Source organism: Streptomyces sp. NPDC005648, from assembly GCF_040605395.1.
Taxonomy (GTDB): Bacteria; Actinomycetota; Actinomycetes; order Streptomycetales; family Streptomycetaceae; genus Streptomyces.
The window spans coordinates 23730-39396 of sequence record NZ_JBEXCS010000013.1 but is presented as its reverse complement, the minus strand read 5'-3'; the positions used below and the strand labels follow the sequence as shown (position 1 = coordinate 39396).

The 15667-nt window shown below is 67.1% G+C and carries 6 protein-coding genes; 4 read left to right on the top strand and 2 right to left on the bottom strand.

The window, feature by feature from the left end; translation table 11 throughout:
- Positions 1–22: 22 nt before the first annotated feature.
- A complete protein-coding gene (gene pglX, locus ABZT17_RS10310) occupies positions 23–3664 on the bottom strand; it encodes a BREX-2 system adenine-specific DNA-methyltransferase PglX (RefSeq protein ID WP_356346262.1) in 3642 nt (1213 codons plus the stop codon).
- 142 nt (positions 3665–3806) lie between these two features.
- Here pglX (ABZT17_RS10310) and ABZT17_RS10305 point away from each other — a divergent pair, with 142 nt between their 5' ends.
- Together ABZT17_RS10305 and ABZT17_RS10300 are read left to right on the top strand one after the other, a co-directional pair.
- Positions 3807–5216, top strand: a complete 1410-nt coding sequence (locus tag ABZT17_RS10305; RefSeq protein ID WP_356346260.1) for an AAA family ATPase — start codon at positions 3807–3809, stop codon at positions 5214–5216.
- Complete coding sequence (locus tag ABZT17_RS10300; protein ID WP_356346258.1) at positions 5213–5848, top strand: hypothetical protein; 636 nt, start codon at positions 5213–5215, stop codon at positions 5846–5848. The genes ABZT17_RS10305 and ABZT17_RS10300 overlap by 4 nt, the downstream gene beginning before the upstream one ends.
- Positions 5849–5871: 23 nt before the next feature.
- On the opposite strand, the gene ABZT17_RS10295 is transcribed toward ABZT17_RS10300, so the two are convergent.
- Positions 5872–6921 carry a hypothetical protein gene (locus ABZT17_RS10295; RefSeq protein WP_356346256.1) on the bottom strand — a complete coding sequence of 350 codons (1050 nt, stop codon included), beginning with the start codon at positions 6919–6921 and terminating at the stop codon, positions 5872–5874.
- A 259-nt stretch (positions 6922–7180) separates the two neighbouring features.
- On the opposite strand from ABZT17_RS10295, the gene pglW reads away from it, so the two are divergent.
- The gene (pglW, locus tag ABZT17_RS10290; RefSeq protein ID WP_356346254.1) at positions 7181–11884 is read left to right on the top strand and encodes a BREX system serine/threonine kinase PglW; all 4704 of its coding nucleotides are present in this window, start codon (positions 7181–7183) and stop codon (positions 11882–11884) included.
- Between the two features lie 68 nt (positions 11885–11952).
- Complete coding sequence (gene pglX, locus ABZT17_RS10285) at positions 11953–15639, top strand: BREX-2 system adenine-specific DNA-methyltransferase PglX (protein ID WP_356346252.1); 3687 nt, start codon at positions 11953–11955, stop codon at positions 15637–15639.
- Positions 15640–15667: the final 28 nt, after the last annotated feature.

The following is a 15667-nucleotide window of genomic DNA, read 5'->3' as shown; positions in this document are numbered from 1 at the left end:
CCGGCCAGGCGCGTGCAGGGCATCATGGGCGCTTGATCGTGTGGCGGCGCGGTCGCCAGGAGGTCAAGTCGTTCGTGCTGAGCCCATATGCGTTGAGCAGGTCTTCGAAGTGACGCTGGAGCAACTCGGTTTGACCGGCCTGGCCCACTGAATCCTCCTGGCCCTCCCACCGATGCATGGAGCGGAGCAGTTCCTGTACTCCGGCCAGGAGAGGGGTAATCCGGTGCACAGCCGGATTTGGTTGCCGACCCATGGCACTGATCAGATCCAGCAGAACGCGAACACGATCCGGCTCGCTCCAGCCAGCCCAACCGAGCACCAGACCGTCGCCTTCCTCAACGACATCGGCATAGGAGAGGAAGCGTTCCCTGGGAATGTCCAGCCTGCCTCGGATCGGCCAGTAGGACGCGCGCTGGAAATCGGCGCTCACGTACTTTGGCGGAACGGGAATCCCCAATGCCTCGCCCGTCTCGTCCTCGCGGCGCTGAAGCTCCCAGACCCGCTCCCACTGTGCGCGCTTGCGCAGTCCCGACTCCTTGTACCTCAACGCTGCCGCATACGGGACCTGCTCACCGTCCAGGATCGTGGCCAGCACATCTGCGAGCGTGGCATCGCGCCGTCCCAGGTGGTCGGCCGCGTAGAGCGCGGCTGCGGAGTGGACCTGGGCATCGTCGGCGAGTTGCCCTGCCAGTTCACCGATCGTGCGGGGGCGCGGATACCTCTCGCCGTTGCTCTCCTCGAACCAGAGTCGTTCGTCTTCGCAACGGTCGAGCAGCCACGTGCGCAGTGCTCGCTCCTCGCGCTTCTCCCAGGGCTCTGTCGCCCACCGTCGCTTGTACTCAGTGCGCTCGACGAGAGCGATCGCCTGATGGGACTGGATGGCATCGATTCTGGCCTGTACGACGTCCCGGTAGGCCGCCGGCCAATGATTCGGGATGCCCGTGACTGGTGTGACTTCGTGCCTGTCGAACCAGGACGGCCCCTCGAGCCAGGACGGCGAGGCCGTACCGTCGGCGACCTTGCGTGCCCACACGATCTCGAACGCGCGCTCCCCTGGCCTCAGCTCAGGGAGTGCGAAATCCGGGGAAGTAGTCAGACGGGCTCGCTCATCGGCCGACAGCAGTCCGTACGAGGCGTAGATGTCCCAGTCCAGTTCCTCCTGGAGGGCGACCATCTCATGGCGGGTCTGCGCGTATGCGGCTTGCGCAGCGTCCAGAACCTTCCGGCTGGGCAGGCGCCGACCCGCGAAGAAAGTACTCGGCTGCTGGGCGTCAAGGAGCCTGGCCAGTCTGGTCAGTTCCCGTGAACGGGCTCGGGGAGCGTCGTAGGGAAGCGGAAGCTGGAGAAGGGACTTCGCCGCAAAGCTGTAAGCACGTGCCCATTCCTTGCCCGCCGAGGAGAGGGTCACCCCGGCATTCCCCTTGTCGGGGCTGGTCTGCTTGAGCCAGAAACACGCCGTGGACGAGTTGAGGACTCCGAGGAGACCGACGTGCGCGTCCTCGCTCTCGTCGGCCGCCAGACGCAGTACGGGTGCCGTCCTGCTGAACGCCTCAGCGTCGTCTGCCTGCGCGAAGTGATTGTGCGTGGCCACTGCGGCAAACGTGATCATCGGGCCCTGCTGGCGTTCTGGGAGCCGGCGCCGCCAGGTCCACCAGGGCCAGGCCTGCGAAGATTCCCGCCGTCCGGGGGCCGTGCGGAGGATCTGTCGCATCGTCCAGAGGTGGCGCCCCCACGAGCTGCTCAGGTTCAGGGGAAGCGGTGAACCGTCCCCGTCGTAGGGAGCCAGGACTTCCGTTGCCGCTTCAGCACGCCAGTCCCGCACGACTTCCCCGGTGACAAGGCCGCGGCTCAGTCCGGACGCGTCGGGGTGTCGGTCGAACCACGGCCGGCCGAGATCAAAGACGTCTCGCTCCCCCGGGTCGGAGCCAGCTCCGACCGTCCCGGATACTACGTCGACCAATCGCCGCGGGGATTCCGAGAGCCGGTCCATGAGATCCGCCGCTCCGCCGCCCACCATGGGCCACGGGAATCGGCTGAAGCGGTGGCGGGGTTCATCTTCGACGCTCACCCATTCCGAGGTGCTGCCGGGCTGGTCGATGTGGTCGAGGATCGACTGCCACACAATTCCCTGGTCCGCCTGTTCCGGCAGTGTGGGCTCGCCGTGCACGCTGAACAGCGCCCGGACCGGGGCATCACGCATGGTCGGGTCATTGCGACCGACAAGAATCAGGGTCGGTGTCCCATGGCCCGGCACATAAGCGCCCGATGTGTCGATGACATGCGTCAGTCCGACGTAGGGGAGGAAGTCTTCGATCAGTTTCTCGCCGAAGTCCCGCTTAGTGAAGGAGCTGGACGTGTACTGCCCGACGTAGCCGCCGAGCACTGCTTCATTCTTACGCACAGCCAGCTGGAACATCCGCTCCACGAATGGGAGCGAAAGCGGAAATGCCCCAGTGGCCACATCATAGGACCGCCTATATGCGGCTCGTCTCGTCACGTCACGCACGGAAACATACGGAGGCTCCCCCACCACGACATGATAGGAATTCACTCCGAGAAGGTCGCAGGAGGCCGAGAATTCGGCAACATCTCCGGTCGTATGGAGCAGCTCGTCGGGCGCGCCACGGCCTTCCAGGAGGGCGTCCCCGACCGCCACATTGACCTCCCACCCCGGCATCTGCCTCAGCGGTCGTCGACCACTCGCCTGCACAGCAGCCATCAACAGCCTGAACCTCGCGATGTTCACGGCGAACGGATTCACATCGCAGCCATGGACGGAATTCAGGGCACGGCGGATCAACTCATCGTCCGTGGTCCCGGGGGCAACCGTCCGCCAGGCATTCAGCAGCCGCCCGAAGAGCCCGAGGAGGAACCCTCCCGAGCCGCAAGCCGGGTCGATGGATCGAAAGCCCTTGAGGCCGAAATCCGCAATAGCCGGATCCGCGGTGAGGTCCAGGATGAATTCCTCGATGAATTCCGGAGTCTGGACGAGCGCGTAGGCCTGCCGCGCTCCCTCACTGATGTCCTGATACAGCTCCCCGAGGAAACGGGTGTCGAGTTGCGGATCGGTGAAGTTGAATAGGAGGGAACCGTTCTCGTCTCGCTGCCGCCAGAAGGCGACCAGGCCTGCTGCCGCCCGCGGGGAGGGCGGCAGCTGCCAGAGGGGATTGTGCTCGCGGTCGAAAATGCGGTCCATCACAGGGTGGGACCGCGCCAGCTGCGTGAAGGCCTCGACCAGCCAGTCCCGGTCCTGTGGCTCCTCCCGCTCTGCCAGGCAGGCGCGCTGCCGTTCCTCCGCCTCTGCCAGGCGCCCGCCCGGCCCTGCGATGAACGGCCTGTCGATCAAGTCGTTGTCCTCGCAGTAGCGCACGAACACCGCGCCCAGTACCCAGGCGACCGCGACCTGCGTGATGCGTTCGTCGCGCCAGGCACCATACGTAGTGGCCGTACGACCGGCGGCCCTCTCCTGCTCGTATACGCCCCGCAGCCGGTCGCGATACTGGTCGACGTTGTCGCTGAGCTCGCGGAGATCCGTCTCCAGGATCCTCAGTTGCTTGCGCAGACCGGCCAGGAGCGCCGCTCTGTCCAGCGAGGGCGTCCCCGTATCGGCTCCGTGAGTCGGAGGCACCGCGGCGACCTCTCCTCCGTACATCGACGACTTCACGATCCACTGTCCTGTCGGACACATCCTGCCAGCTCTCGGGCCGGTAGCGCGGCTCCGTGGCCTGTCAGCGGCCCGAAGCGATCCGTCCGCAACCACCTGGCGCTCTATCATTCCTGTGCGCACCGGACCGCCGAGGGGACACATGCTGACACGACTCGAAGTCAGTGGATTCAAGAACCTGCTCGACCTCAACGTCGAGTTCGGTCCCTTCACCTGCATCGCAGGTGAGAACGGCACCGGAAAGTCGAACGTCTTCGACGCGATCCAGTTCCTGAGCCTGCTCACGGACCATTCCATGATCGAGGCCGCCCAGGCCGTCCGCGGGACCCATGGAGCGCTGCATGGCGACGCGCGCGATTTGTTCTGGAACGGCTACTCGGACGGCGAGCACCGGATGGAGTTCGCCGCGGAGATGATCGTCCCGGGTGAGGTCGAGGACGACTTCGGCCGGCTTGCCGAACCGACGGCCACTTTCCTCCGTTACGAGCTTCACCTCGGGTACCAGCCGCCGCAGGGCGGGGAGCGCAGCGGCAGGCTGACCCTGCTCCGCGAGGACCTCAATCAGATCAGGTCGAGCGATGCCCCCTCGCATCTTCGGTTCCCGCACGCCAGAGCCTTTCGAAGCAGCGTCGTCCGCGGTCGCCGGTCCGCCCCCTACATCTCCACGTCTCTCGAGGGGGGCGACCCCGTCATCCGCGTTCACGCCGACGGCGGCCGTAAAGGGCAGCCCCGTCCGGCACCTGGGAGACGAGCGGCCAAGACCCTGCTCTCCTCGATCAATCTGAACGACGACCCGACCATCCTGGCGGCCCGGCGGGAAATGCAGTCGTGGCGGCGACTTGCCCTCGAGCCCTCTGCCCTGCGCACGTCCGACACCTACCGGGACCCCAGCGACATGCAGCCCGACGGCCTGCACCTGCCGCGCAGCCTGGACCGGATCGCGCGAGAGAGGTTTCCGGACGACCCGGCCCGCGTCTACTCCAGGGTCGCGGGGCGCCTGTCGGATCTGTCCGGACTGCACGTCAAGACGCTGGACGTCGAAGCGGACGACACACGCGAGTTGCTGACGATCAAGCTCCATGAGATCGACGGCATGGTGCTCCCTGCGCGCAGCCTGTCGGAGGGAACCCTGCGCTTCCTGGCCCTGTGCGTCCTGCTCGAGGACCCGCAGGCGCACGGTCTGCTGTGCATGGAGGAGCCGGAGAACGGCATCCACCCGGCCAATCTCTCCGCCATGGTGGACCTGGTGCGCGATCTCGCGGTGGACCCGTCCGAACCAGTGGACGAGGACAACCCCTTCCGACAAGTCCTGATCAACACTCACTCCCCGGGTGTCGTGGAGCTCGTGGGCGCGCCCGATCTGCTGATCGCCGACACTGCGAGCATTCCCCGGGGCGTGGGCAAGGCGGCACGTGGCCTGCGATTGCGTCCGCTCGCCGGCACCTGGCGGGCCAGCGGCGCCGAGAAGGGCTACGGCACCAAGGCCGACATCCTCGCGTACCTCACACCTCCGCCGGAGGCCCGGCTGACCCTCGCGGGGAGCGCTTCGTGACGGTGCACGCCCTCTACCTCTGCGAGGGGTCCAGCGACACCGGCCTGAGCGACCACATCAAGGCGATCGGGGCGGAGGTGGGTCGCGAGATTCTTGTGACACTTCCCGAACTGGACCGGCTGCCGGACAAACCAGGCCACTCGGTCAGGGACAAGCTACGAGCTGCACAGCGACTCAGCGATGAGTGGCAGGCGTACGACCTCGTCGTCATCCACCGCGACTCCGACGGCAATCCCCCGGAACAGCGGCGCACTGAGATCGCGGAAGCGGTCGCTGAGGTGTGCCCTGACCTGGTGCACGTGCCCGTGATCCCGGTACGGATGCTGGAGGCGTGGCTGATTCTGGACCACGCGGCGATCCGCGAAGTGGCGGGAAACCCCAACGGCAAGGTGGCGCTGAACCTCCCTGGGCTGACGCGGGCCGAGTCGGCGAGAGACCCCAAGGCACTCCTCAAGCAGGCGATCGCCACCGCCAGCGAGGACAAGGGGCGCCGTCTGGAGAAGCTCCAGAAGCGCTTCCCGGAGAATCGAGCCCGCCTGCTGCAGATGCTGGATCGCGAGGGACCAGTCCAGCAGCTCGCGTCCTGGCAGGCGTTCACTCAGGACCTGCGTCAAGCGTTGGAGAGCCTCTGAAGGGGCCCCGAAACACGTCGCGGTCAGTCAGTCCCCCGGGACAGGCAGCGGACCACATGGGTCATGTGCTGGATGTTTCCCATGGTGTTCCATGTCTGGGCGTTGCCCGTGCCCTGTGCACCGGTGGTGTCGGCGCACTGCGCGTACCAGCGGTCGCCCGTGCTCGCGGCCGAGCCGCGGAAGTCGGGGAATCCGGTGATCCAGCGAGCCGCCTCACGGGTGACTCCGGTCTCGCCCCGTTTCTCGGCCCAGAACCTGGCGAGCAGGAAGGTGCGTTCCGTCGTGTACCGCAGCAGCCCGTAGCGGGACCGGTCGTCGTCGTCCGCCGATCTCAGCAGGTTGCGTGCGGCGAGGATGCCGTAGTCGCCGTAGCGGACGGACTGCGCGTACGGCCGCCGGCTCGCGCGTAACTCGTGCCAGGTGTCCCAGTCCGCTCGCTCGGCCTCGCCCCGGTCCCGGTCGAGCACCCTGTCGACCTCGTTCGGGAAGCCGCCTGCCAGCTGGGAGACGGTGCGCCATGCGGCGAGCGGAACCAGTGTGTCGAGCGCGCGCAGTGCTTCCTTGCCCGCGTCGGGACGGCTGAGCAGAACGGTCTGCAGGTCGAGGAGAAGATCCACTGGCACTCCGGGATCCAGTCGCGCGAGCAGCGCTCCCGTGCGTCCGGCGAGCTCGTCGTTCCAGGTGCCGGGCACCCGTATGCGGATTCCCAGGCCACCACCGCCCTCACCGGCGCATTCCACGGCCACAGCCTGGTGGGATGCCGGAAGGGCCGGGTCGGTGACGGGTCGCAGCGCCGTGTGGCGCCAGTAGAAGGGGAGCAGCTGTCCGTAGGGGGCCTGGTTGAGAGCGGCGTACGGCACGTCAAGCCATGCCGACGTGTATTTGTGGACGCCCGCGACCCGCCTGAGATCCTTCTCCACCGCCTCTTCGAGCTGGCCGGCGTCCTCGCCCTTGACGACCGGGAGCGTCCACAGCGGGGCCATCCGGTCACGGATCCCGGGGGCGAGCTTCTTGACCGCGGCCACCGCATGGGCCCTCGCCGGAAGGACTGGGACGTACAGCGGTCCGGACATGGCGGCCCCCTCCACAGTGCCCCGCGACTGTGCCCCGCGCTGATGTGAATCCAGCGTGACGAGGGAGGAAGGGGCTGAAAAGGGCACGATCCGGCCGCCAGGCCGGAATGCGCATGCTCACCTCAAGGAGAGCGTTCCTGCAGGACAACCGCACGGCCGGTGCACGCCCAGTAACATACGAAGGGCGTTTTCGCCGCCCGAGCACCTTTGGTCGGGGCGGCACGGCAGGAAGCTCAGACGATCAAAGCGGGGATCACGTATGCGGGACGGCCGGTGGGTCACGGTCACCGAATCCCAGTTCGAGCATGAGCGGCGGGGCCTGACGGCCATCCGCGAGCAGCTCGGGGACAGCGGTCCTTGGCGTGCCTGGTCCAATTTCACCTTCACCGCGGGCACCGGTCACGTCCGTGAGGTGGACCTCCTCGTGATCGCGCCGGGCGGGGTGCATCTGATCGAGCTGAAGGACTGGCACGGCTCGGTCGAGTCCCGCAACGGCACCTGGCTGCAGACCCAGCCCGGCGGGCGCCAGATCTCGCACGGCAATCCGCTGCACCTGGCGAACAAGAAGGCCAAGGAGCTCGCCTCTCTGCTGCGCCGGGAGGGCGTGCAGGTGTGGGTGTCGGAGGCGGTGTGCTTCACCGACTCCGCTCTGCGCAATCGCCTGCCCGCACACGATCAGCACGGCCTGTACACCGTGGACCAGCTCCTCCAGATGCTGGAGCGCCCGCCCGTCGACGAGCGTCGGCGTATCGACGCCCCCAAGTCGCGTGCCATCGCGACCGCGCTGGAGCGGATCGGGATCGCGCCCAGTGACGCCGAGTACCGGGTCGGGCCGTATCAGCTGGAGCGGAAGTCGTTCGACTCGGGGCCCACGTGGTCGGACTACCTGGCCCGCCACAGCGACCTCCCTGAAGCGGCCCGAGTTCGGGTCTACCTGCGCGAACGCGGCTCGGATGCCGAGCAGCGCGCCGCGGTGGAGCGGGCGGCGCGACGCGAGGCCGCGGTACTGCGTCGCTTCCGGCACCCCGGCGTCGTACAGCTGAAGCAGTACGACCCGTCGGGGCATCCGGCCGGTCCCGCGCTGATCTTCGACTACGACCCGCGGACGCTGCGGCTGGACGAGTACCTGGCGCAGTACGGCGAGAAGCTCGACGTGCTGAGCAGGATGGCGCTGGTACGTCAGCTCGCCGAGACGGTGCGTTCGGCGCACGGCCGGCGGATCTACCACCGCACGCTCGCGGCACGGGCGATCCATGTGATGCCGCGTCCCCGTGGCCGTGCGGCGGGAGCCGATGCCGAGGAGGCGGGCTGGCTCAACCCGTACATCCAGATCTCGGACTGGCAGGTCGCCGTGCAGCGCGACACCGGTTCGGGCGGGCCGGGCGGCGAGCGGTTCGCGCCCACGACCTTCTCCCGGGCGGGAGCGCATCTCGCGGAGGGCGCGGACCCGTACCTCGCACCCGAACTGACTGCTCCCAAGGCCGACCCCGTCACCCTGGACGTCTACGGCCTGGGCGTCCTCACCTATCTGCTCGCCACCGGCAAGGCCCCGGCCGCCAGCCAGGCCGAACTGCTGGCCCGCTTCGAGGCGGGCGAGGGCCTGCGGCCCAGCGCCATGGTGGACGGTCTGTCGGAGTACATCGACGAACTGGTCCAGGCGGCCACGGCCTACAGCGTCTCCGACCGGCTGACCTCGGTGGACGACTTCCTGGACATGCTGGAGGTCGTCGAGGACACCCTGACCGAGCCGGAGCGCCCGGCAGCGACTCCGGCTCCGGCCGCCGCTCCCGCCTCTGAGCCGGAACCCGCCCCCGAACCCGAGCCCGAGAAGGACCCGCTGGAAGCGGTCGCGGGCGATGTCCTTGCAGGCCGTTGGGAGGTCAGGCGCCGACTGGGCACGGGGTCGACCAGCCGCGCATTCCTCGTACGGGATCTGACGGCCGGCCCGGACGTGCGGTTCTCCAAGTCCCTCGCGGTCCTGAAGGTCGCCGTCTCGGAGCGGGCCGGTGAGGTGCTGGAGGGCGAGGCCGAGGTCATGGGCCGGCTGCGCCCCGACTCGCGGATCATCCGTCTGATCGAGCCCGAGCCGCAGCGCATCGCGGACAAGACGGTCCTGGTCATGGAGTACGTCGGCGACGAGCGCGAGGCCGACCCCGGCGAGTCCGGCGCCTCCCGCACCAGGCGCCGCGAGGAGACCGTCGCCCGGCAGCTGCGGGAGTCCGGCCGACTGACCGTGGACCAGCTGGAAGCCTACGGCGACTACCTCTTCGGTGCCGTCGACTTCCTGGAGGGCGAGGGCGTCTGGCACCGCGACATCAAGCCGGACAACATCGCCATCCGGGTCCGCCCGAACCGCACCCGCGAACTCGTACTGATCGACTTCTCGCTCGCCGGCTACCCGGTGAAGGAGACGGGCGCTGGGACGGACGGCTACCTGGACCCGTTCATCGGGGAACTCACCGAGCGTTCGGTGTACGACGCCCACGCCGAGCGGTACGCGCTCGCCGTCACCCTGCACGAGATGGCCTCGGGCGAGCTGCCGGTCTGGGGCGGCGGCCGGGTCTCGGCACGGCAGACCGACCCGGAGAAGGAGCCGTACCCGGCGATCGCCGTGGACGCCTTCGACCCGGCGGTGAAGGACGGGCTGCTCAAGTTCTTCCAGCAGGCGCTGCACCGGGATGCGACGCACCGCTTCAAGGACCTGAAACCGATGCGGGACGCGTGGAAGCGCGTCTTCCTGGCGCTGGACGAGGCGAAGCCGTCGTCTTCCTCCCGGCGCCAGCGTCCCGAGATCGCCGTCGGCGCGGGCACGGGCGCCGCGCGGGTGGAGCCGGTGATCGAGGCGGCCGAGGAGGAGACCGCCGAGCAGCAGCGCGACCGGCTGGCGAAGCAGGCGGAGCGTGCCACCTCGATCTCGGCGTCAGGTCTCGGCCCGGCCGCCGAGTCGTTCGTGTACGGCCTCGGCGTGAACACGGTCGGCGAACTGCTCGACCACAGCCAGCGCCAGCTCGTCAACGCACCCGGTCTCGGCGCCAAGACCCGCAAGGAGGTCCTGCGCCGGATCAAGCAGTGGCGCCAGCAGCTCGCCGAGCAGCCCGCCGCTCCGCTGACCCCGGAGGGCCGCAAGGACGCCAAGGAGGAGCTGACCCAGGCCGAGGCGGGCGCCGCCCTCGCGATCGCGGCGGGCGGCGGCGCGGCCGGCCTCCCCGACGCCGCCCTGCGCACGGTCAGCCTGGACGCCCTGGCGACGGTCTTCGTACCGGAGTTGAAGAAGGACGAGTCCAACCGCAACGAGTGCGAGATGGTACGGCTGCTGCTGCGCCTGCCCGACGAGCACGGTGAACTCCCCGACATCGGCGTATGGCCGAAGCAGAAGGATGTGGCCACGGCGCTGGGCCTCTCGGCCGGCCGCATCCCGCAGATGCTGAAGACCCAGCGCGGCCGGTGGAAGAAGCACCCGGCGGTACGGGCCCTGCGCACCGAGATCCTCGAACTGCTCCGCGACCTGGGCCGGGTCGCCTCGGCCGCGGAGGTCGCCGACGCACTGGTGGTGCGCCGCGGCACCCGGCTGGAGGAGCGGGAACAGCGCCGCGCGCTCGCCCTGGCGGCGGTGCGGGCCGTGGTCGAGGTCGAGCAACTCGCCCTGGACGAGAGCGAGTTCCGGCACGCGCCGAACCGGGAGGCGTCCGACACGGCGATGGGCGCGGGCCTGTTGGCGCTGGAGGTGGGCGAGGACGACGCCCCCGACACACCGTCCGCTCCCGGCCTCCTCGACTACGCGCAACGCCTCGGCAAGATCGCCGACCGGCTGGCCAAACAGCCGACCCTCCCGACGGCCACGACCGTCCTGGCCGAGCTGGGCACCGTCACACCGCCGAGCGCGGTGGTGGAGTGGGACGAGCGCCGCACGGTCGAACTGGCGGCGGCGGCCTCCCGCAACGCCGCCGCGACTCCACGCCTGGAGATCTACCCGCGCGACCTGCCTCTCGTACGAGCGCTGCGACTCACCCAGGCGGGCCTGGTCCGCGTCATCCCGGACCTGGAGCGTTCACGTCAGCCCGGTCTGACGGTGGCCGAGGTCCACGAGCGGGTACGGGCTCGCTTCCCTGAGTTGCTGGACCAGCGCGGCAGCCATGAGCTGCCGAGCGGCGGCCGTCTGACGACGGCGTTGCGGGAGGCGGGCTTCGACCTGGAGCTGTCCACACGCACAGGCACGCGTTCGCTTCGCTACCTGCCTCGCAAGCTGACGGACGCGACCAGCTTCCTGTCCTCCGGCGCCCGCCGTCAGGCGACGGGAACCATCGCCGCGCACCGCTACGCGGACGACACGGAGCTGGCGGAAGCGGTGTCCTCGGATGAGCGGCTGATGTCGTCGTCCCGGCGGGACGGCTTCCGGGTACTCACGGTCCGGACGGCGTGGGCAGGCGCGGCGGTACGGGAGTTGAGCAGGAAACGTCTCGGGGCGGAGGCGGTCTCGGTGACAGAGCTGTTCCTGGCAGCCCTGCACGAACTGGTGGAGCTGAGGCCCAAGCCGACCTGGGAGACCCTGCTGCGGGCGGATGTGGCGGAGCCCGGGTCCAAGGGGGCGATGAAGTTCGCGGAGTATGCGCGGACGGCTTGGGGGGTGGTGGAGCCTCGGCTCGGAGAGTTGGTGGGGGCTGGTGGTGCGGGGGTGGCTTCGGCCGGTGGGCCACTGCTGCTCACCGACGCCGGAGTCTTCGCACGGTACGACGCGATGGGCGTCCTGGACCGGCTGGCGGAGCGGTCCCGGCGGGGCGGGCGGGGGCTGTGGCTGCTGTGCCCGCAGAGCGACCCGACGCGACCGCCTCGGCTGGGGACGGTGGCGGTGCCGTACCAGGCGGGGTTGGGCGAGTGGATCGAGCTGCCGGACTCGTGGGTGGACAACAAGCACCGAGCTGCGGACGCGCCGGGCGGCGGGATGACGGACGCGGTCGGCGTGTGAAACGGGTGGACGGTGTGGCGAGCACCGCTCGGTCATGAACAAGCAGAAGAAGAGTGGAGACGTGTGACGTGATCGACCGCAAGAGCAAGGCGTTGCTGGCTGACCTGATCAAACGGGTCAAGGCGGTCGAGACGGACCTCGACAAGCAGGTCAAAGCCGTACCGGAGGTAGATGCTCGGCTGCGCGCGGAGTACGGCCGGGCACGGGAGCTGGAGCGTACGGCGGCGACCTGGAACGAGTGGCTCAAGGAGCGGGTGACCCAAGTCGCCGTGGCGTGGGTGCTGGGCACGGTCTTCGTACGCTTCTGCGAGGACAACGGGCTGATCGCCGAGCCGTATCTCGCGGGTCCTGAGCAGGAGCGCCAGGACCTGGCGGAAGCGCGGTACGCGCAGTACGTCGCGGACGATTCGGAGGACGCCGACCCGACGTTCCGCGGCTGGCTGGAGAAGGCGTTCGCGGAACTGGGTTCGGGGCAGGCCGGCAAGCTGCTCTTCGACCGCCGCCGCAATCCGCTGTACCAGATCCCCTTGTCTCACGACGGGGCACGGGCGCTGGTGGAGTTCTGGCGCGAGCGAGACACCGACGGACGCCTGATCCATGACTTCAGCGACCCGCTGAACGAGGACGGCACGGAGGGTTGGGACACGCGGTTCCTGGGTGACCTGTACCAGGACCTGTCGGAGGCGGCCCGTAAGACGTATGCGCTGCTCCAGACGCCGGAGTTCGTGGAGGAGTTCATCCTCGACCGGACGATGAGCCCGGTGGTGCGTGAACTGGGTTCACGATTCGGCGAGTTGAAGATGATCGACCCGACGTGCGGGTCCGGTCACTTTGTACTCGGCGCCTTCAAGCGGATGGTGAAGCTCTGGGCGGACCGGGTGCCGGGCAAGGATGCGCATGAGCGGGTGCGTGCGGCGCTTGATTCTGTACACGGGGTGGACCTCAACCCGTTCGCGGTGGCTATTGCGCGGTTCCGGTTGCTGATGGCGGCGATGGCGGCGGCGAATGTGCGGACGCTGGAGGAGGCGGGGCGGTACGACTGGCCCGTTCACTTGGCGGTCGGGGACTCGCTGATCAAGGCTCGGCAGCTTGAGTTCGGTGTGCGGGGGGCGGAGGGTCAGGGGGAGCTGGAGTTCAGCGCGGAGCAGAAGGACGAGCTTGCGGAGTTCTCCTACGCTACGGAGGATATTCACGAGCCTGAGTTCAAGGGGATTCTTGAGCAGGGGCGGTATGACGTGGTGGTGGGGAATCCGCCTTATATTACCGTCAAGGACAAGAAGCTTAATACTCTCTATCGGGAGCTTTATAAGTCATGCGCGGGGAAGTATGCCCTGTCCGTACCCTTCGCTGAGCGATTTTTCCAGCTCGCCAAAGTTGGCGAGCCGGATGGGCGTGGGTACGGGATGGTCGGACAGATTACCGCTAACTCTTTCATGAAGCGGGAGTTTGGAACCAAGCTAATCGAGGAGTATTTCGCACACAAGGTGGAGCTCACAGAGGTCATCGACACCTCGGGAGCTTATATTCCTGGGCATGGCACCCCGACTGTGATTCTGGTCGGACGCCGACGCGCTGGGAGTATGCGCGCAGAAAAAATTCGGACAGTGCGCAGCGTGCAAGGAGAGCCTGCCGCACCAGAAAAGCCTGAGAAAGGGCTGGTTTGGCAAGCCATTAAAAGCCAAATCGATGAAACCGGATCAGTTAGTAGATGGGTTACCGTAGACGACCTCGAGAGGGCGCAATATTTCGGCAAGCAACCGTGGGTCCTCGCCGATGGCGGGCTAGAACTTAACGGCCGCATTCAAAAATCAAGTCGCCAGAAACTAAAGGAGCTTCTCGCGCGCGACATCGGCTTCGCCAGCTTCCCTGGTCAAGATGACGCCTTCATCAGCACCCCATCAGCACTGCGCAGGCAACAGATCGCAGGAACACTGGCCAGGCCGTTGATCATCGGCGAAGTTGTTCGCGACTGGGGCACCCACTGCACGGAATCTGCTATCACACCCTATGCTTCCGACCTCTCTCCGCTCCCCTACACGCCTGACGCGCCTTGGGCTCGAATTTTGTGGACCTCAAAGAGCCACCTTCGATCGACTACGGATTTTGCGGGAAAGACGCAGGAAGAACTAGGGAAAGCCTGGTGGACATGGTACCGCTGGGTGCCCGAGCGATACCAGACGCCTCTTTCAATCACTTTCGCATTCGTAGCAACGCACAACCACTTCACGCTGGATCGCGGCGGAAAGGTGTTTAACCGTTCCGCACCTGTAATCAAGCTACGGGATGGAGCAAACGAAGACGAGCATCTACACATTCTCGGACTACTCAATAGCTCCACCACTGGGTTTTGGTTGAAGCAAGTTAGCCACAACAAGGGGCGCCCAGGTGCAGAGCAAGCTGGCGCTGATGAACCCTGGGAACACCGATTCGAGTTCACTGGCACGAAGCTCGAAGAACTTCCCATCCCCGCTTCCTTCCCTGCAGCCCTTAGCATGCAGATTGACACTCTGTCACAGGCGTTGAATCAGGTAAATCTCTCTGCAGGAACCACAACTGACGCAGGAGCGCCAACGCCTTCCTCCCTTCGGGCCGCAAAGGATAAATGGATCGGAATTCGCGCCGAGATGATTGCACTCCAAGAAGAACTGGATTGGCAGGTCTACTCGATCTACGGCCTTCTCGGAGAAGACCTCACAGCTCCGTCTTCCGAGATCCCAAAACTCGACTCGGCCGAGCGGGCATTTGCGATTATCCTTGCACGCGAGGAAGCCGAAGGAAAGGTCAATACAACTTGGTTTGATCACCACAACCACAAGTTCTCTCGAACCATCGAACTCCCTTCGCATTGGTCCGAGGCCTACAAAGCCGTCGTGCAGAAGCGCATCGATGCAATCGAAAGCAACCGCGCCATCGGGATGATCGAACGGCCCGAATACAAGCGACGTTGGGCCACTGATGGCTGGGACGCCGTTCAGCAGAAATCTCTGCGATCCTGGCTGCTCGACCGCGTCGAGAAGCGTGAGCACTGGTTCAACGAAGACGGGCAGCCCGCCATCCTCACCCGAACCCAGCTCACCGATATCCTCTCCCGTGACGAGGAGTTCGTCTCAGTCGCCGACTTGTACGAGCCCCGCACCGAGCTCGCCACCGTCGTAGCCGGACTCCTCGCCGAAGAACACGTCCCCTTCCTCGCCGCTCTCCGCTACAAGCCCGCCGCACTGAAGAAGCGCCAAGACTGGGAGCACGTCTGGGACCTTCAGCGCAAGGAGGACGCTGCCGAGACCGAGGCTGAAAGGCGGAAGATCCGGGACTCCCTCCGCGTACTACCGCCGAAGTACGCCTCGGCCGACTTCCTCAAGCCCTCCTACTGGCGAGCGCGCGGCAAGCTGGACGTCCCGAAGGAGCGGTTCATCTCGTACGCGACCGGGCCCATCAGCGGTACCCCCGAGTTGTTCGGGTGGGCCGGCTGGGACCACCGGGAGCAGGCGCAGGCCCTCGCGACGTACTTCACCGTGAACGAGCTGGCCACCGAGGAGATCACCCCGCTCCTCGCCGGCCTGCTCGAACTCCAGCCCTGGCTCGGCCAGTGGCACAACGAGTTCGACGGCAGGTACGGCGGCTCTCCCGCCGCCTTCTTCGCCGGGCATCGCTCGTTGTACCAGGGCCAGCACGGTCTGACCGACGACGACCTGCGCGCTTGGAGGCCACCGGCCGCCACCCGAGGTAGGGGCCGCCGCCCCGCAGCGAAGGACTGACCACCGTCCAAGCCCTGCCGAGGCACCG